At 36.8% G+C, this 19,132-nt stretch carries 15 protein-coding genes and 2 pseudogenes; 3 read left to right on the forward strand and 14 right to left on the reverse strand.

The window, feature by feature from the left end; genetic code table 11:
• Nucleotides 1–360: 360 nt before the first annotated feature.
• A complete protein-coding gene (locus Q1A47_RS15510; protein WP_166530646.1) occupies nt 361–2,151 on the reverse strand; it encodes a S9 family peptidase in 1,791 nt (596 codons plus the stop codon).
• A 526-nt stretch (nt 2,152–2,677) separates the two neighbouring features.
• Nucleotides 2,678–4,654: pseudogene (locus Q1A47_RS15515) on the reverse strand (prolyl oligopeptidase family serine peptidase).
• A 394-nt stretch (nt 4,655–5,048) separates the two neighbouring features.
• On the opposite strand from Q1A47_RS15515, the pseudogene Q1A47_RS15520 reads away from it, so the two are divergent.
• Together Q1A47_RS15520 and Q1A47_RS15525 are read left to right on the forward strand one after the other, a co-directional pair.
• A pseudogene (locus Q1A47_RS15520) lies at nt 5,049–5,235 on the forward strand (recombinase family protein); the annotation flags it as partial.
• A gap of 318 nt (nt 5,236–5,553) precedes the next feature.
• The gene (locus Q1A47_RS15525) at nt 5,554–6,690 is read left to right on the forward strand and encodes an FAD-dependent oxidoreductase (RefSeq protein WP_026679766.1); all 1,137 of its coding nucleotides are present in this window, start codon (nt 5,554–5,556) and stop codon (nt 6,688–6,690) included.
• A gap of 529 nt (nt 6,691–7,219) precedes the next feature.
• Here the strand turns inward: Q1A47_RS15525 and Q1A47_RS15530 are convergent.
• From Q1A47_RS15530 to sigW, 11 genes are all read right to left on the reverse strand, one after another.
• Entirely contained in the window at nt 7,220–7,879 is a 660-nt protein-coding gene (locus tag Q1A47_RS15530; protein ID WP_026679765.1) for an ABC transporter ATP-binding protein, read from the reverse strand.
• A complete protein-coding gene (locus tag Q1A47_RS15535) occupies nt 7,879–8,916 on the reverse strand; it encodes an ABC transporter permease (RefSeq protein ID WP_026679764.1) in 1,038 nt (345 codons plus the stop codon). Before Q1A47_RS15535 ends, Q1A47_RS15530 begins: the two co-directional genes overlap by 1 nt.
• Nucleotides 8,917–8,983: 67 nt before the next feature.
• Nucleotides 8,984–10,357, reverse strand: coding sequence for a cell wall metabolism sensor histidine kinase WalK (locus Q1A47_RS15540; RefSeq protein ID WP_026679763.1), 1,374 nt, complete (start codon nt 10,355–10,357; stop codon nt 8,984–8,986).
• Nucleotides 10,357–11,046: a response regulator transcription factor gene (locus tag Q1A47_RS15545; RefSeq protein ID WP_026679762.1), complete on the reverse strand. Its 690-nt coding sequence runs from the start codon at nt 11,044–11,046 to the stop codon at nt 10,357–10,359. Before Q1A47_RS15545 ends, Q1A47_RS15540 begins: the two co-directional genes overlap by 1 nt.
• A 123-nt stretch (nt 11,047–11,169) precedes the next feature.
• Complete coding sequence (locus Q1A47_RS15550; protein WP_026679761.1) at nt 11,170–11,853, reverse strand: hypothetical protein; 684 nt, start codon at nt 11,851–11,853, stop codon at nt 11,170–11,172.
• A gap of 17 nt (nt 11,854–11,870) precedes the next feature.
• Nucleotides 11,871–12,464, reverse strand: coding sequence for a TetR/AcrR family transcriptional regulator (locus Q1A47_RS15555; protein WP_026679760.1), 594 nt, complete (start codon nt 12,462–12,464; stop codon nt 11,871–11,873).
• A 154-nt stretch (nt 12,465–12,618) separates the two neighbouring features.
• Entirely contained in the window at nt 12,619–13,965 is a 1,347-nt protein-coding gene (glmM, locus tag Q1A47_RS15560) for a phosphoglucosamine mutase (RefSeq protein ID WP_026679759.1), read from the reverse strand.
• A gap of 57 nt (nt 13,966–14,022) precedes the next feature.
• The gene (locus tag Q1A47_RS15565) at nt 14,023–15,261 is read right to left on the reverse strand and encodes a YbbR-like domain-containing protein (RefSeq protein ID WP_026679758.1); all 1,239 of its coding nucleotides are present in this window, start codon (nt 15,259–15,261) and stop codon (nt 14,023–14,025) included.
• The gene (cdaA, locus tag Q1A47_RS15570; RefSeq protein ID WP_026679757.1) at nt 15,254–16,075 is read right to left on the reverse strand and encodes a diadenylate cyclase CdaA; all 822 of its coding nucleotides are present in this window, start codon (nt 16,073–16,075) and stop codon (nt 15,254–15,256) included. The genes Q1A47_RS15565 and cdaA overlap by 8 nt, the downstream gene beginning before the upstream one ends.
• 190 nt (nt 16,076–16,265) lie before the next feature.
• Nucleotides 16,266–16,907 (reverse strand): zf-HC2 domain-containing protein, encoded by a 642-nt coding sequence (locus Q1A47_RS15575; protein ID WP_345739469.1) that lies wholly within the window; start codon nt 16,905–16,907, stop codon nt 16,266–16,268.
• A 6-nt stretch (nt 16,908–16,913) separates the two neighbouring features.
• Complete coding sequence (gene sigW / locus Q1A47_RS15580) at nt 16,914–17,477, reverse strand: RNA polymerase sigma factor SigW (RefSeq protein WP_026679755.1); 564 nt, start codon at nt 17,475–17,477, stop codon at nt 16,914–16,916.
• 148 nt (nt 17,478–17,625) lie between these two features.
• Between sigW and Q1A47_RS15585 the strand changes: the two genes are divergently transcribed.
• Nucleotides 17,626–17,778: an aspartyl-phosphate phosphatase Spo0E family protein gene (locus Q1A47_RS15585; protein WP_080668607.1), complete on the forward strand. Its 153-nt coding sequence runs from the start codon at nt 17,626–17,628 to the stop codon at nt 17,776–17,778.
• Between the two features lie 138 nt (nt 17,779–17,916).
• Here Q1A47_RS15585 and rocF read toward each other — a convergent pair whose 3' ends face one another.
• Nucleotides 17,917–18,819, reverse strand: coding sequence for an arginase (gene rocF / locus Q1A47_RS15590; RefSeq protein ID WP_026679754.1), 903 nt, complete (start codon nt 18,817–18,819; stop codon nt 17,917–17,919).
• Between the last annotated feature and the right edge of the window lie 313 nt (nt 18,820–19,132).

Here is a 19,132-nt window from a genome sequence, read left to right on the forward strand (position 1 = left end):
CTGGCAGTTGTTCCCACACTTACTTCACTTTATTGCTTGATGTTGGGGGCTTACTGCCAGTTATATGCGGGATAAAGTGAAACTTCAATCCACGGGGTTTCGGATTGATAGTTGAACCAATCGGACATTTACTGGCAGTTGTTCCCACACTTACTTCACTTTATTGCTTGATGTTGGGGGCTTACTGCCAGTTATATGCGGGATAAAGAGGATGTATAATACAGATCTTCAACGTAAAAAACGATACGATGGCTTTTGATGATTGGAGTCGGGTGTATGTCTGTGAAAAGCGAGTAAGTTTTATTCGATTACGAAAAAAGCTTGTAGCGAGTCTCCTAGCTCACTACAAGCTGTGTTTTCTTAGGATTGATGCTGATCTAGAAAATCAAGCATCCGCTTATATACGTTTATTTCATTTTCTTTTTTTGCGAAGCCATGCCCTTCGTCCTCTAATACTAAATATTCCACATCACGCCCTTGTTTCTTAAGCTTGGCAACAATTTGATCCGATTCTTCTTTTACAACGCGGGGATCCTTTGCTCCTTGAATGACTAGCATGGGCTTCGTCATTCCGTCCAAATAAGTCACTGGAGAATCTTTAGTAAATCGTTCTTCATCCCTAATTGGATCACCTAACCAACGTTCCATAAGCGGCTTCCAATGTGGAGGAACTGAATTAACAAAAGTAAATAAATCAGAAGGACCAAATATGTCAACAACTGCTTTAAAATATTCAGAATGACGTCCATGTAATAATAGCGCCATGTATCCCCCATAGCTGCCTCCTACTAAAAAGAGCTTCTCTCGAGTGCTAATTTTGTTGTTAACTAGCCACTCTACTCCTGCTACACAATCCAATCGTGGTCCTTCACCCCAATCCTGCTCCACCATTTTCACAAAAGAGGCTCCGTATCCTGTGCTGCCTCGGAAATTAGGAGCAAATATTGAATAACCACGATTTAAGAAGCATTGGAACATTGAACGAAACATTTTTCGTTCGGAAGCCTGTGGTCCACCATGTGGCCAGAAAATTGTATGACCGTTATCATATTCTGGATGGGCTTTAAACAGCAAGGCTTCTATTTCCATTCCATCATAGGAGGAATAGTTTACAATTTCCGGTTCAACCATATCTTCATTTTTTACACCAAGTACTCCATTATTCGTAAGTTGCTGCCAATCCTCACCATCCACGGATTGAAAAATATTACTAGGCACTGTAGCGCTTCGTCCTAATAAAAAGATGGAACCAGATGTTGTAACATGACATTGATCAATTACATCTACTGGAGACTTTAACGTATGGAGCTTACCGCTTGCTACTTCATAGCGATACATCACATCCGTAACGCCTTTTTCCGTTATCAAATAAAAGCATTGATTCTCTTTATGCCATTTTAAAAGTTGTATACTCTCGTTCTCAATCGTTAAAACTTTTGAAAACTGTTTCGAACCCAAATCAAATTTTGCAAGATAACTATATTCACTCTCATAATCTGTTAAAAAATAGATGGTTTGATTATCTGTAAATATCGGATCAAATACAACATGGACTTTATCAGGATTTGGTGTGAGGTAATTTTTATTCTCTCCAGATTTTACATACCCTGTTACATAGGTGTTTGCGAACGAACATAAATACACGTATGCTTCTTCATCCTTGGAAACAGCGGCTAACTCTGTAAGCGATTCCTCCCCTTCATGTATAAGTTGATCCGTATCTGTTCGAAGATCTCGGACTCTCGCATTCAAAAAAGAGGGATTATCTTCAGACGTCATATAGTATAATCGCTCCCCATCTTCACTTAAATGCGAAAAGAAATATTTTTCCGATGCCTCTCCTGTTACTAAAGGTTGTGGCAGACCTCCCTCAGCAGGCAATGCATATATATGGTGGTTTTCATCACCATCTTTATCAAATCCTGCTAGTACAAATCGATTGTTCGGATCAACCTTGATAAAGCTACAAGCTTCATCATGATGGGCAAATAAATAAGGAAATGTGTCTGGTAGATCCATTGCCCATAAATTCATCTTACCATTTAAATTCGAGGTAAATATTAACCGCTTCTCATCACCGCTAACTGTAAAATTTGTGATCGTATAGGTACGAAAAAACTGCTCCACCGTTGGCTTTGGAAAATTTAACATTACTCTCCTCCTATCTTTTTTCACCTACATTCTAAGTTATTAGAAAATTAATACTTATATGTAGTATAACGTATCTGTATGAGGGTCGATAGTATTACTATACCAATAGTAGCACGTAGCAGTTTGTTGTAACACAGTCAGGAGAAGTAGAATCTTCTCAGCCTTTAGAAGGAGAAGGAGCAGTGAGATGTTAATCCTACATATCAAGAAGTGAAGATGAATAGAGGGTTGCCCAAGTAACATATAATTTAAATCATATTAAAGAAGGGAGCAAGAAACTCATGCAGCAACCCATCGATTCGACTGCATAGGATTTTGTAATCGAAGAAATTAGCCATCGTGCATCTGATTCGATGCAAAGGATTTCGCCCGAAAGATATAGCTTCTATATAATATAGAAACTGCATCAATAGTTCCAAATCTTATCTATTTGTATAAAAAATCCTGTGATTGATACGAAAACAATAAAGACTAAAAGTCGACTTAAATTAGAAATTCATCCTTATGTATCCTTTGAGGATATCCATTATAGAACCCTAAAATCTTTCATACTTTCTCCAAGAATATAGTGTGAAAACCACATCAAATTCTGCTTCATAATAGCCACATTAATTCCTGGTTGGTCTGAACTATAATTCCTTTAAATATAATTAATTCTGTATCAACTTCCATATCCCTTAACCCTTGATATAGCTCATATGCATTTGGAGTTGGAACTCTTACATCCTTTTCGCCATGTTGGATTAAAGTGGGAGTACAGGCAGTTTTAATATATGTCATTGGTGATGTTTTCGTATATATCCCTGGATCATTCCATGGATTATTTCCTAAATACATACTAATAAAGTAAGGTATATCTGTATTTACATAATGGGTACTCCAATTAGTAATTCCACCTCCAACTGAAATAGCCACAAATCTACTACTAAATGTTGAACAGAAGGCTGATATATATCCTCCGTTGCTCCATCCCATAACCCCTACTCTATCTTTATCTGCAATCCCTTTGTCAACTAGATTATCTACTCCAGATATGACATCATCGTAGTTAACAATTCCCAGCTTTCTATAGTTAGCTTTCAAGAATTCATTACCATAACCAGAACTTCCCCTGTAGTTTGGTTCTAAAACGATAAAGCCTTTTCCAATAAACTGTTCAATAGGATATTTCTCATTAAAACAATCTGAAAATATTGGAGAGGATGCCCAAGCTGGACCACCATGGATTACCACTAATAAGGGATACTTTTCATTTGTGTCAAACTCTACTGGGGTTGATAAAACTCCCTCTATTTCAAGACCATCACTATTTATCCATGAAATTATTTCCCTGTTACATTTAAGCCTTCCTTTGAAAAAGCTATTTTCATTCGTTATTTTTGTATCGTCTAAATAGATTTCAAAGATTTCATTTGTTATAGCCTTATTATAGGATATATGATTTTCATCCCTTGTTATAGAAGCATCCATTATAAAACTATCTACTTTTTCGCTTAACATTTCCACAGTGCCATCCTCAGCTAGTAACCCAATAAGATAATTAGTTTTATTCTGCCATCTAATTAAAATTCCTTTAGTTGTCCAGCGTAATGGAACTACCGTACTATCAAAATTTGCTAAAAGGTTGAATGAGCTCTCCATTATTAATATCATATATTTCTAAATTAATATCTTGTATATGGGTCTTATAGTAATCCTTCTCCCTTATGCTTGCTGCGTAACATATTTTGTTGCCTTCAGGAGAAAAGCAAACACTCCCTCCCAACAACTTATCTATATGCATCTTTTGTAGCTCTTCCGCTTTAATATCTAATATGTATAGATCTCCATTCAGATACTCTTCCATATTTGGGCTTGGTGTAGCTATAAATACAACCTTTTTCCCATCATCTGAAATATCAAATCAAATTCATGGATATGAAAATCCTTACCATCAGTTAGTTGATAAACAACGCTATTTTTGTGTTCATATTTATCATTTTGTATCACTTTATCTATTTCAATGTAACATAAACAATTATTCTGATATTCATTACCTACATGACGGAAATCTCCATACAGTTCCTTACGTTTCCTTATCTCCTCGCATTCTTTTAACTGCGCAACATAATAAAAACCCTTGCCATTAGGCTCCCATTGGAATTTACTGACTCCTTCTTTCTCATTAGTAATTTGAACCCCGTCATAACCATCTATCGACTTAACAAAGATTTGATTTGTCTTATTCTCCCCATCACCAACTGGGCTAAAGGTATGCAATATTCCTAGAATCTGGAGACCATAATGGGTATGTACTATCTATTTCACCAGTTGTTAATGGGTAACACTGCCCCTTTTCTTTTTCATATATCCATACATGGTTCCGATATTTATTGTCTTTCCAGTTAGCTGGCTTTTTGACAAATGCTACGTTTTTGCCATTATCACTTATGTTTGTACCTGATAAGGTTGGTAATGAAATAATTTCTTCTATACTTAGATATGTTTTTTCATTCTTTTTCATTAATAAACCACCTCGTAATGTTACTATTGTCAAAATTGTAAAACCTATTGTTTGACCACATAGGTTAGGACTAATACCAGAATTTAATCTCACTAATATCCTAATTTATGTATTGTACTTGAAAATGTTATACAACAATCTGGCCAGATTGATTTAGAACTTATCTCCATGTTAATACATGCCATTACCATAAACCAGTATTTTTGTAACGCTTTCTTTCATCCTACTAAACTTTGATTTTATTAAGATTTATTAATTACCAAAAAATACCTTTACAATAAGAGTCCTTCTAGTAAAATAAAAATATATAGGTTTACTGAAGGTTACAAATGATAATTGATTATGCTCGGCTCGGGTGTCTACTATTGATCAAAACTTAGATCGGCAAATTGGTATGTTTAATCAATATGATTGTAAAAAATAGTTAAGAAGAAGTTTACAGGTACGATTAAAGATTGAAAAGGACTTCATCAACTTTTTAATGTCATCAGGCAAGGCGATACAGTTGTAGTGGAGAGCATCTCCCGTTTAGAACGGTGGATATCCTCAATATTATTCAACGGTTAGAAGAAATGAGTGTTATCACGCAAATTGTTTTTAGTTTCTATCACTGCGTTAGCTTTACTGATGGCATTTATTTACTATGTAAGCGCTTCTTTAAAGTCGGCTGAAGAATCACTAAAAGACTCATTGAATTCTTTGAGAGAAGGAGATTTTGATTCATACATCAATTCTGTAGTGGACGATCGTTTTGAATCAAAATAACAACAAAAATCAGAATATGCAGAACTATTATCAGAAAACCCATTGGTAGACTTCAATATTTTAGAAAGGGCTATGTTATATAATTTTGCGACAAATTGTTCTAATAGTTAAACAAATTATAAGGAAGTGATGTTGTGAATATAAATCATAGTGAAAAAAGTAAAGTTTTAGTTATAGGTGGTGGGGTAGTAGGGCTAACTACAGCATTGATTTTACAAAATGAAGGACATCAAGTCAAAATAGTTACAGAAAAGCTCGCTCCTGAAGTTACTTCCGTAGTCGCAGGTGCATTGTGGGAGTGGCCTCCGGCTGTTTGTGGAAACCACCAAGATGAAGCTTCAATTAAGATATCAAAAGAATGGTCATTACTCTCTTATAATATATTCTCGGATTTATCTAAAAACAAAGAAAGTGGAGTATACATGCGTGATGTTACTTTCTTTTTTAAAAATTTAATAAAGGATAACTCTAAAGATTTAAAAAAAATGAACGAATTAAAAAGACATGTTCGTAGTTTCCGCCATAGTGTATCACTGATTGAAGAAAAAGGAGTTAATCCAGAAATGGGTATTAAAGACGCATATACGCTGTTAGCTCCTATGATTGATACGGATATCTACATGAAGTGGCTACAAGAAAAGGTTGAAAAATCAAATTGTGATATTATAATGAAAAAAATTGTAGGAAATTTAGAACAACAAGAAGAAAATTTAAAAGCGGAATACCAAGTGGATGTAATTGTAAACTGTACAGGTTTAGGTGCTATTGAATTGACTGATGATGACATGACCCCGTTACGTGGTGCATTAGTTAGAGTTGTGAATGATGGGCAACAATTCTCTAAATTAGATGAAGCTTATTGTATTTCTCATGATGGAATTAGTGAAGATCCTGGCTTTATTTTTATCCTTCCTAGAGGGGAAAACATGTTACTTTTAGGAGGTTTAGCTGAACTTAATAAATGGGATTTAGAAGTTAATTTAGAAAATTATCAACCAATTGAAGAGATGTATAATCGTTGTAAATCGTTCTTCCCTCCGCTTGAAAAAGCAATTATTGATTCCTATGAACCTGTGCGTACTGGTTTAAGGCCTTTCCGTGAAAAAAGTGTTCGTTTAGAAAGAGTACCTAACTCATCCATTATACATAACTATGGACATGGTGGCTCTGGAATCACTTTTTCATGGGGATGTGCGTTACAGGTTCTGGAAATGATTAATGGATTAAATGTTAAAGAGAAAGCAAAAAAGGATCTTGTAAATATTATTTGAGGATCTATTGCAAAATCAACTAAAGCGTGGAGAATTTGTAGTTGATACCAATCCAAAAGAGAAGTAAACTACTTTCTTCACGTTCTTTTTCTACATATACTCATCTCTTTTTATCTAAGCCAAATATGCCATCACCTTTGTAAGTTCTTCAACCATTTCTTGAACATCCAATCAATTACTGCTTTAAAAGAACAGTTAGATGTAAAGTGAAACTTGAATCAGTGGGGGGATTACTGCCAGTTATATACGGGACAAAAGTAGAGTAGATAGTAACGTTAAATACATTAACACTTACTCATTATAGTATTGATAAAACGCATGATCGTAACGCTAATTCAGTTGTTGTAGCTATTCTTAACGCAAAAAAATAGCCACCTGTTCCACAAAGGGGTATGGGCTATTTTTTCTTTCTAAATTAGATAACGCCAATCCCTATCATAAGGATGGGTATCTATCGACCATAGCTGGAACTGTGGTCGTTCTTTTATTATATGAGTGGTTGTTTTTATTGCTGAGCAGTTCTTACTATTTAATCCTTTACTATTTTTCCGTCGCGAATCGTTACAATTCGATCTGCATAGCTAAGTACGCGCTCATCATGCGTTACCATAATTCCGGCCTTGTTTCGATCTTTAATTTCGCCTGCCAAAAGTTTTACAACATCCTGACCTCGCTTGGAGTCAAGGCTTGCAGTAGGTTCATCAGCAAGAATTATTTGCGGATCGTTCATTAGTGCACGAGCAATTGCTACTCGCTGACGCTGACCTCCTGACAGCTCATTGGGATAATTATTCAACCGATGCTGCAAGCCAAAATGAGTAAGTAAATCACTCCCATGTTTAACTCGTTTCTTGGCAAGCACTTGAATAATATTCAACTGATCTTTTACCTTGAGATATGGAACTAAATGAGCAGCTTGAAACACAAACCCAATCTTTTCAAGCCGTCTTTTCGTTATTTCTTTCGATGATAATCCAGTAATATTCTCTCCAGCCAACAGCACGTTCCCACTTGTTGGAGAAAGTAGTGCCCCGGCAATTGATAACATCGTACTTTTTCCTGATCCAGAAGGACCAACTATCGCAATAAATTCACCTGATTTTACTTCTAAGGATACTTCATCCAAAGCGTTAAAGCGATTTGGACCATCTGTATAAGTTTTCGTAACATGATCTAAAATAAGTGTCATTATGCAGCAGCCCCCTCAATTGCTTCAATTGGATCAATTCGCGTTACTTGATAAAGGGATAACAGTGCTCCAATAAAGGAGACAATCATCATAATAATGGCTGGCTTAAGCATTGTAACTAATTCGAGGTGAAATGGCATATCACTAGGGAATAACGCACCTATTCCAACCGTAATCGCTGCTCCTAATGCGATACATACAACGGCAAGTAATACTACTTGCCCCATTAACCCCTGAATCAAGTAGCTGTTATTAGCACCTAATGCTTTTAACACCCCAAACTGTTCCCTTTTTTGTAGTGTGATGACATAGAAAAACACAGCCAGCACAAATGCAGCAATGACATATAAGAAAATGATCATCATATTTAGCGATGCCTGTTCCTGCGAATAGCTAGGAATCCCCTGAAGTGCATCTTCTTTTGTCATTACATCAAATGACCCTTCTACATGGGCGTCGCCTTGTACAGCAATTGCATTCACTTGATCTAAGCCTTGATTATGAATAAACACAACGGGAGTATGACTGTATCGTTGACCTGATGTAAAAGCTGACACAATGTAAGAGGCTTCCCCAATTGTCAATTTATCGCCAAGCTTTACACCCTCCTGCTTTAATGTAGTGTCGGCTACTACTTGTTTTTGATTTGTTGGAGAAACTCCTTCCGTTATTTTTGGCATCAGCATACTATCAGGTTCTGTTGCAAACATTGCAATATCTAGTTGCTGTTGACTGTTATTTCTGGTGGCATTCATCATCCGAATGGCTAAAGTACTAGCATGCTCATCACCTTGATTGTCTACAATCTCTTGCGCCTCGCCCATTGGAATAAAGGATTTTGTAAGTTCTCCCTCTGCATCCTTTGTTAAGATTAACAAATCCGCTTGCAGCTCTTGAATCGAGGACGCATTATCAGCAGATAGACCTTGAGCTAACCCCGAAATAATAAAGATTAGACTAGCCGTTAAAACCATAATGAGACCAATTAATATATATCTAGTTTTCGCAAATAGTAACTCTCGAATTGCAAGAAACATTGCACTTCCCTCCTCTTCTGCTTCTAATATAGACCTTTTGTATGAACAGAAGATGAACGATTCGTTACTATTGCGGTAGCGTTATAATAATCGCTGTTCCTTGCCCTTCTTCACTCTTAACCATGATTGTTCCAGCATGTAATTCTACAATTTTCTTTGTAATGGCTAATCCCAGACCTGTTCCACCTGCTTTTCGCGTTCTAGCTTTATCAGCTTTATAAAACCGATCAAAGATTTGAGGGATATCTTCTTGAGAAATTCCAATACCTGTGTCCGTAATAATAACTTCAACATTCGCTTTCCCTTTTTTTACAGTTATTGATATCTTTCCTTCTTTCAATGTATAACGAATGGCATTTGTTATAACATTCATCCATACTTGATGTAATAATTTAGGATCGCCGTTAATAACCGTTGGCTTAGCATCCCATTCTATCGATAGATTTTTTTGGCGCCACTGCCATTCAAGTGTAAATAATATTTCCTTCATCTGCTCCGATAGATCAAATGGAATACGCTCCAGCTCATTATTGCCTTGATCCAGCTGAGATAAGGTAAGCAGTTGCCTGCTAAGTACAGATAATCGTTTGCTCTCTTTTTCAATAATGGATAGATAATGAATGCGTTCTTCGTTGGAAAGGTTCTCCTCCTGAAGGGCTTGTGAAAACCCTTGAATTGATGTAAGTGGAGATTGAATTTCATGGGAGACGCTTGCAACAAATTCCTGTCTTTTTTCTTCTGTTTTTTGTAAACTCTCACTCATGGTTGAAAAATTTCTTGCCAAGCGTCCAATCTCATCCTTACGGTTAACAGCTAATTTTATATGATAATTACCTGCTGCAATTTTTTTCGTAGCCACTGTTAATGACTGAATTGGGTTTACAATCCAGCGTGTACTAAAAAGCACAAACAAGAAGCTAAAAAACAAGGCAAGTCCAATAATAACTGCAAAAAAGATACGCATTTCACCAAATTGCTGCACGGAATTTGGTCGAACAAATAAGGCAAAGCTATCGTCATTAGCATTTATCGGCAAGCCAATGGTATTTGAAAGTGCATGATCAAAAAATCCGGTTACAAAGGGCTGCCAAGGATAATTTGCAATGCCGTGGTATATGTTACCGCTTAAGACATCCTGTACAACCGATGATTGCAATTCTGTTGTATCAAATGGTTTGCCAAATGTCTTGCTCTGGCCATCATTATCAATTAAATAAAAGGAGTATCCTAAATCTGCCATATCCCGTAAAAAATGACCAATCGATTGATCACTACCATTGTAAAGATCAACAATATTGTTAGCCATATGAGTAACCTTTTTATCATTTTCTGGTTTTAATACATGCTGGTAGTAAACGTTACTAGCAATAAATGCGATAATGGAGCTAGTAATCATGATAGCCATCGTTGTAACAATAATTCGTACATAAAGTGTCCGCATTAGTGAACACCTGCATCGCGAATGAATTCTAATTTATAACCAAGCCCTCGAATGGTTTGAATGGAAAAGTCGTTCTGCACTGAGGTAAATCTCTCGCGAAGTCGCTTAATATGTACATCTACTGTTCGGTCATTACCTGGATAATCTGATCCCCATACCAATTCAATCAACTGTTCTCTAGAAAATATTCGATTCGGATAACTCGCCAATTGTGCCAACAGTTCAAATTCCTTTAATGGGAGTATGATTGTCTTCCCTTGTGTATGAACCTCATAGCTTTTTCGATCAATCACTGTATTGCCAAGTTGTATTTTTTCATTATGTTGCATTTGGAACCTGCGGAGCAATGCTTTAATTCGAAACAAAACTTCCTTTGGTTCAAACGGCTTTACAATATAATCATCTGTACCAGCCATATATGCTTTCTCCTTATCTGTCAGTTCACCTTTTGCGGTAAGCATCAGAACAGGGATATCATAATCGGTACGAATTTCTTTACAAAGCTGATATCCATCGATTTGCGGCATCATGATATCTACAATTGCCAAATGAACTTGTCGCTTCGCTAATTGCTTCAATGCTGCTTGACCATCTTCGGCCTCAATAATTTGATATCCTTCCTTTTGTAAATAGAATCGAAGCAGTTCACGGATATGTGCATCATCATCGACGGTTAAGATTGTTATCAATGCTTACTACCTCCTGTCTTCATTTTGTTCTTCTCTATTATAGAAAGATGAACAGATTGTGGGGCTAAATAGCATGTAGATTCTATCTCAAATTGGAATGCATTGTGGGGTGCACGAATTTATTCACCCCTGTTTTATTAAACGAATATACTGTGCTTTTTGTTTATCTTGGATTACTACACCTAGCTTGGCCAAATCTTCACGTAATTGCTTTGCTTCCTCCTCATTATCCTCCTTTAATGCTCGTTCTCTAGCGTATAGAATAGAATTAATATCGGAAGGATATTGATTATTACCCAATTCCCAGCGTTGATAATCCTTTATAAAAGGGTCTTCGTTCTTCCAAGGGTAACCATAATATAAAAAGGCTTCCTTTGCCTCTTCCTTTTTAACCTCCAAGTCTTCTCGGAAAATTTCTTTACTATTTTCTCCAAGAATAATCAAGGTTTTATTTTCCATAAAAATTGCAGAAATAGCCTGCTTATGAATATCCCTTCTCATCTCTCCAAGAATTAAAGTAATCTGTTTATCGGATACCTTCACCTTCAGCGTTACATGAAAGACATAAACTATAAAAGCGATACCTGCAATAACGCCTACAATTGTAGCAACAACCGAAACCCAAAAATGATTTAATGAATCAATTATAGAAATAATACCTTCCATCGGTACAAATGGCAGCTCTAATACCCAATCAATGATGACAGGAATAAACCAGCCAAGCAGCCCACCAACGGTAATAGAAATGACAATGATAAACAACTTATCGAATCGCTTTAAGCCTAAGACTGTCTCTTCATTTAGCATGTTGTTTCCTCCCTCCACTACTTCACCATTTTAAATACCATGTTTTTTAATTCTTCTCCATATTGTTCCGTACTTTGTTTAGAATCATTGGATAGCATAAACTCTGAAATAGCTCCTCGTATAATAGTTACTACTGTTTTAACGGAAAATTTAGCAAAATCATTATTCGTCTGTCCCATTTGTAAGATATCCTTTAATAATATCGTTATTGGATCTCCCTCTTCTTCCTCTAACAGATAATAAGGTACATATTCATCTGTGCGTGCATGAAAAACAATTTCTATTAGAGCAATATTATTTGAAAGATGCTTCAACTGATAATCTAAACTTGCATCTATATAAGCTGCTAATCTTTCCTCCGCTTTACTATTTTGCTCTACCCTTTTACGAATGAATAAAAATTCGTTCTGAATCAGATAACCAAGCGTACTATTCATCAAATCTTCTTTTCCCGAGAAATGATACGAAATAAGGCCAGTACTAATGTTTGCTTTTTTAGCTATTTTAGATAAACTGGCACTTACATAACCAATCTCTTCAAGAACTTCAATTGCTGCCTTTATAATTTGTTCTCTTCTAGCTTCAGCAATAAAGGATTGTCTATCATTCATATATCACAACTCCTGATCAATTGATCATTTTTTTGATTGAGCAACCAAATTATAGTAGGAACAAAAATGGTTGTCAAGAACATTGAAAAGTTACTATCCATACATACTAAAAGCCGCCCATTAAGCGGCGGCTTTTAGTAGTTACTATTTAAAATTAATGATTTGTTCCAAGCAGTCTTTCAATTACAGCTACGACTTGATTAACATATTTCTCACATTCTTCTTTCGTTGGTGATTCAACCATTACCCGCACCAGTGGTTCGGTACCAGATGGTCTTACTAAGACACGTCCTTGTTCTCCAAGTTCCTCTTCTACTGCTGCAATCTCTTTCTTTATTTCTGGATGATTTAATGCTTCTTTCTTGTCAGAGACTCTTACATTTTTAAGTATTTGCGGATAAATGGTCATTTCTTCTGCTAACTCTGACAGCGGCTTACCAGTTTCCGTCATTACATTTACTAATTGTAACGCTGACAGCATGCCATCTCCCGTAGTGTTATAATCTAGAAAGATAATATGTCCAGATTGTTCACCACCAAGATTGTATCCACCTTTTCGCATTTCCTCCATCACATAGCGATCCCCTACTGCTGTTTTATCACTACGCATGCCATTCTCTTCCAATGCTTTATAAAAACCGATATTACTCATTACCGTAGAAACGACCGTATTATGACGAAGGGCTCCTTTTTCATTCATATATTTAGCACATATAAACATGATTTGATCGCCATCTACAAGATTTCCTTTTTCATCAACAGCAATTAATCGGTCACCATCGCCATCAAATGCTAGACCAATATCAGCATCTTTCTCTTTCACAAAAGCTTGAAGCTTCTCCGGATGTGTAGACCCAACACCATCATTAATATTCAATCCGTCTGGAGATGAGCCGATAGAATAGATATCCGCTTCTAAATCAGCAAATAAATGTGTAGCCAAACTTGATGTAGCACCGTGTGCACAGTCAAAAGCTATTTTTAATCCGCCAAAATCATTATCAACCGTATCTTTTAAGAAGGATAGATACTTTTGACCGCCTTCAAAATAGTCGTTGACGCTCCCAACATCGGCACCAATCGGACGTGGTAACTCGTCTTCTCCGTCCATAAGCGCTTCAATTTCATTTTCTTGATCATCTGTTAGTTTAAAGCCGTCTGGACCAAAGAATTTAATTCCATTATCTTCAACAGGATTGTGAGAGGCTGAGATCATTACACCAGCTTGTGAACTAGTTGCTTTGGTTAAATACGCAACACCTGGAGTGGAAATAACACCTAGTCTCATTACTTCTGCACCGATAGAAAGTAATCCGGCTACCAGTGCTCCCTCAAGCATATGGCCAGATATCCGCGTATCACGACCAATGATGATCTTAGGTCGCTGCGTTTCTTTTGTTAATACGTAACCACCAATACGCCCTAACTTAAAGGCTAATTCTGGAGTAAGATCCTTATTTGCTACTCCGCGTACTCCATCTGTTCCAAAATAATTTCCCATGTGAGTTTCTCTCCTTTATATCCTTTTCACCGTTTATCAAGCGAGAGCAATCCTATATTAAGATTCACTTATTTCAATCGTAGCTTGTTCGAATTCAGCTTCAACGGTTACTCCATCGGGTCCTTCAATCGTTATTGGGACATCATGCTCCCCAACGTCCAGACCTTCCACATTTATTGATGCTTGGAAATCATCAGCTTTTAGCTTTGCAATGTCTGCTTGATTTCCAGTAACTGTGATGTCTAACTCTGCATTGGATGGATCGATAAAGGATACTTCTTGTCCATCTCCCAGAGATTCTACATTAATTGGTAAAGCTTTAATGGTTTTCGTTTGTTCTATTTCTACATCCACTTTAATATTCTCTACTCCAGGTGCGCTTGCTCCCTCTGGTAAGGCTAACTTCGCCTCGATTGTACCTGATTGTTCAATCTTCGACAAATCGATGTCTTCCGTTGTAATCTCGTCAATATTTTGGAGCAAGCTATTGCTTGCAAACACTTCCACTTCCTCTACATTAGCAGAAATCGATGATAATGCATAGCCCTCCGGCAACTTCCCACTCGTCTTTAAACTTAGTGGTACTTTCTTGCTCGGATTATCTATATCCGCAGAAATGATAACATTCCCTGGTTCAACATTCACGTTTAATTCACTACCTTGATTATCATAAACATTAACAGGTACTTCCCGATTATTAATTGGCTTATCCAAATTAGATAAATCGACATATGCTTTTACAATACCAATCTTATCAATTACGCTTTTGGCACTGGTAATCGTTACGGTTTTAGGATTAACTTCGTAATCACCTAGCTCATAACCTTCAGCAATTTGACTTTCATTTAAGAAGTCAACCATGACATTGAATTCTTTCGTTGCTTTCTCTTCAATGGTTACATCAATCCGCTTTGGTTCAATATAAACATCTAATTCGCTAGAAATATCATGTTGTAATTCCACGGTATGTTCTCCAGCTTTTAATCCTTGTAAATCAACATATACGTTGAAATTCCTATTTTTAATTGTAGGAGTGAGGAAGCCAGCAGACCCTTCCATGGAAACAGATACGTATTCAGGAACACCACTAACCACATATTTTTCGTTATCAATTTTAATATTTACTGGCACATCATCTAAAGTCTGTAATTCTTGAGAGCTGTCCCCCGATGGAAACGTTAAGCCATCATTATTTGGTCTATTTTGTACTTCTACAGACACAAAGACATAAAACAACACCGCAAAGGCCAAGGAAACGACACGGACAAACCATTTACTTCTAAACCAATTATCCATTTTTGTTTCCCCTCCTCTTTTTTGACTTTTTACTAGGGGCTTTTAAGCTTAATGACAAATTCTCTCGTAATAATGTACGAAGACCTTCTTGGTCAAGCTCTCTATGTAGCTCACCATTTTTTGTACATGAAATATTACCTGTTTCCTCCGATACAACTATAGTTAAAGCGTCAGTAACTTCACTAATTCCCATTGCAGCACGGTGTCTAGTACCAAGTTCTTTGGAAATAAAAGGACTTTCCGATAATGGTAGATAACATGCTGCGGCAGTGATAATATCTCCTTTTAAGATCACCGCACCATCATGTAATGGTGTGTTTGGAGTGAATATATTTGTAAGAAGCTGATGTGTCAGCTTGCCATCAATTGGGATACCTGTCTCCGCATAATCGCCAATGCCTGTCTCGCGTTCAATCGAGATGAGAGCACCAATCCGTCGTTTTGCCATATAATTACAAGACTGAATAATCGCTTCAATATTTTGTTCAATTATTTCTTCTTCTGAGCGTGAGCTTCGTCCAAATATATTACCCCTACCCAGTTGTTCTAGCGCTCTTCTCAGTTCAGGCTGGAACAGAATAATGATGACAATAAGTCCCCATTCAATTATCTGATTGGTAAAATATTGAACGGTTTGTAAATTTAAAACAATACTAATAAGCCATACAGCCAATACTACAGCAATTCCTTTTAAAAGCTGGATTGCCTTCGTTCCTCTGATTAGCATGATTAATTTATATATAACATACCAGACGAGAGCAATATCTACGCCTATCCTTAGGAGCTGTATCAGGTCGAATCCCCCATCAAGCATGATTACACATCCTTCTACGAAAAATTTCTAAACACTAGTTTCATTGTGACCATAACGTTATTATTATAACATAATTTTACCAGTAACATGTATGATATCACTCTAAAGTAAGCAAGTAATCAACTACTTTGACGGTATAAGAAAAAGCCTGAAATCGGAATGCCGATATTCAGACTAATCTATTGTAGCCTCATAATGCAAAAACACTTTGAAACAGTTGTTTAATTGAGTACCATATCCATTCAAAAACTTGATCAACGTGCTTTAATTCTCCGTTTACCTCTCCAACTGAAGCCATCAGTCCTTCACCTTCAATTGGTTCTTCTATCAGCTTACCGTTGATGAGTGTCACATTTCCATCAATGGTACCATTTATAATGAGATTTCCATTTTTTACTAGTAAGTCTCCATCTACGGTCACATCCTGCGGCACAATAACTGTATCCCCATTAATGACCAAGTCCTCCTGTTTGGAAACAACTAGCTCACTATCCTGATTCCAAACGGAAAGCATTCCACTTAGCATAAATACGAAAAAGATGGCTGCTGCTGTAAGCATTGGATGAGCCTTAAACCACCTTGTATATTTTATTCGTTTCTTTTCTGTAGGAAGCTTTTCCATAACAGTAGCTGTGAAATTCGCTGGTGCTTTTATTTGTTCTGCACTTTGAATAAACGTAATGGTTCGTTTTAACTCATGAAAATGCCTTTGGCATGCATCGCAGCTCTCTAAATGCTGACTAAGTGTTTGCTCTTGCTCTTTGGTAATATCACCGTCTAAATATTTATGCATTAATTCTACAGCTTCATTATTACATTTCAAGTGAGTCACACTCCTTTACACGTGACGAAGCTTTTTCCGTAAAGCTTCCCTTCCTCGGTGGATTCGGGTTTTTACCGTTCCTAAAGGGATGTCTAGGATTTCACTTATCTCCTGAAGGGAAAATTCTTCAATATACCGAAGCATAATGATACTTCGATATTTCGGAGGAAGCTGTATGATCTCCTGTTGAATATAGCGTTGTAGCTCTAACCCTTCCACCTCTTCCTCTGGCAGACGGCCGTTATCAGCCAATTGAGAGTACATATTTAATCCTTCTGTCCCCTTTACTTCTGCATCAAGGTAATGATCCGGCTTCCGTTTTCGAATACGGTCAATCGTTAGGTTTGTAGCAATACGATATAACCATGTTGAAAACTTCCTGCGGTCATCAAACGAATGGATATTTACATATGCACGAATAAAAGCTTCCTGCGCTATATCTTCCGCCTCGTGTGCATTACCAAGCATTCGATAGCAATGCTGATAAATCTTGTTTTGAAAGAATGAGACCACATCCTCAAAAGCTGATTGATCTCCTTTTTTCACTTGTTTTATTCTCTCTCTTATCATTTCATCCATATTGGTACCTCCGCCAACTATGCGGTATTCATGTTACGAATAACTCCTCGAAAAGGTTTCAAAAAATAACAGAAAAATTATCTATGTTTATGATTGCAAAAATTTGGCTACTCTCCTATTATAGTATACTAGATAGGAGGATAGTTTTGTGAGTAATTATGTTTTATTGGAAAAAATCGAAAAATGTCGAGAAGAAATGATATCTCTGAGTAACTCACATGCATTAACTTCCGAAGCTGTCATCTCTTCTAGTATGAAGCTAGACCAGCTCATTAATGAATATCTTCATAACAGTAAATAATATGTATGTATTCACAAAACATCACGTTACAACACAATAAAAATAGAGAAATTAGGGTAAAAAAAGACATCAAATTTCCAGTTTGAAATTTAATGTCTTTTTTATTGATCGAAAATTTCACCACTGCTATTCATTTTATTATTTCAATTTTTCTCCAAAAAGTGATCCCATTAATCCGACAGCAACAGTAGCAGTTTTATTTTTTTCATCCAAAATTGGATTGACTTCGACAAACTCTGCAGACGTCAGTAGTTTTGATTCTTCAAGCATTTCCATTGCCAGATGACTTTCTCTATAAGTAATACCACCTATAACTGGTGTTCCTACTCCTGGAGCTTCTGATGGATCAAGCCCGTCAAGGTCCAAGCTTAAATGCACTCCATCCGTACGTTCTTTCAAATAAGAAATCGTTTCTTCCATAACCTTTGGCATTCCCATTCGATCTAGTTCATGCATCGTATAGACCTTGATCCCCCTGTCGCGAATCAACTCTCTTTCGCCAGGATCGAGTGAGCGTGCACCAATAATCACAATATTCTCTGGTTTAATCTTTGGCGCAAACCCTAAAATATTTGTTAGCTTTTCATGACCAATTCCTAAACTAACAGCTAGCGGCATACCATGGATATTACCTGATGGTGAAGTTTCTCCAGAGTTTAAATCACCATGTGCATCATACCATATCACACCAAGATTTTCATAATGCTTGGATATCCCGGCTAAACTACCAATTGCAATACTATGATCTCCGCCGAATATTAAAGGAAAATGTCTCTTTTCTATTTCTTTATCTACCATTTCTGCTAGCTTTTGATTTGCCTCAACCACTTGAGCTAAATTTTTTAAATTACTACTATTATCCGTCGTAGGTTTATCCGGACGATTAATCGGGATATCACCGAGATCATGGATTTGATAATCTAATTCTTCTAATTTTTCAATAGCGCCTGCGTAGCGCATAGCACTAGGCCCCATATCCACTCCACGGCGGCTTTGACCTAAATCCATTGGTACACCAATAATTGATATTTTGTTCTTCATGTAAGCGCCCCCTTTACTCTATTGTAGACAGAAAAAACAAGATGACTCAACTCGACATTAGATTGTATATATATGCATACTCAAATATAACGTCATATTTCCTACACCCTTATCTAGTACTGGATCCTTCAGCAGCATGGACACCCTTGCTTTTGGCTATGTACTTATCACTACTAGGTCGTACTGAGAGACTTTCACCCCATTGGAGCCCACCACGCCATAATGGGCAAACCTAAAAAAACGGAGCAAAATTCGCTCCGTCCTTATCACTAAATGCTCAGATTTACGCTTCCTCTAGTAGCTATTATGGAAT

Source organism: uncultured Virgibacillus sp., from assembly GCF_947495635.1.
GTDB lineage: Bacteria > Bacillota > Bacilli > Bacillales > Amphibacillaceae > Virgibacillus > Virgibacillus salarius.